A 245-nucleotide genomic window follows, 5' to 3' on the forward strand; every position below is an offset into this window, starting at 1 on the left:
CCTTGGCAGCCACCTTCTTGGCCGCGGGCTTGGGCGCGCCGACCTTGACCGTCTTGGCGGCCGGCGTCTTGCTGCCCACCACGCGGCTGACGCCCTTCTTGGCCGGCGCAGCCTTCTTCGCCGGGGCGGCCTTCTTGGCGGCGGGCGGCTTGTCGGCCGCGGCCTTCTTCACCGACGCGGCCTTCTTGGCCGGTGCCAGATCTTCCGACGCCTTCACCAGTTTGACCTCGCCGCTGCCCAGCTTG

1 protein-coding gene is annotated in these 245 nt (G+C 71.0%); it reads right to left on the bottom strand.

The window, feature by feature from the left end:
• A partial coding sequence (locus tag RZA33_RS19705; RefSeq protein WP_416337896.1) for a hypothetical protein occupies positions 1–245 on the bottom strand: 245 nt, incomplete at both ends.

Source organism: Halovibrio sp. HP20-59, assembly GCF_033052795.2.
Taxonomy (GTDB): Bacteria; Pseudomonadota; Gammaproteobacteria; order Pseudomonadales; family Halomonadaceae; genus Vreelandella.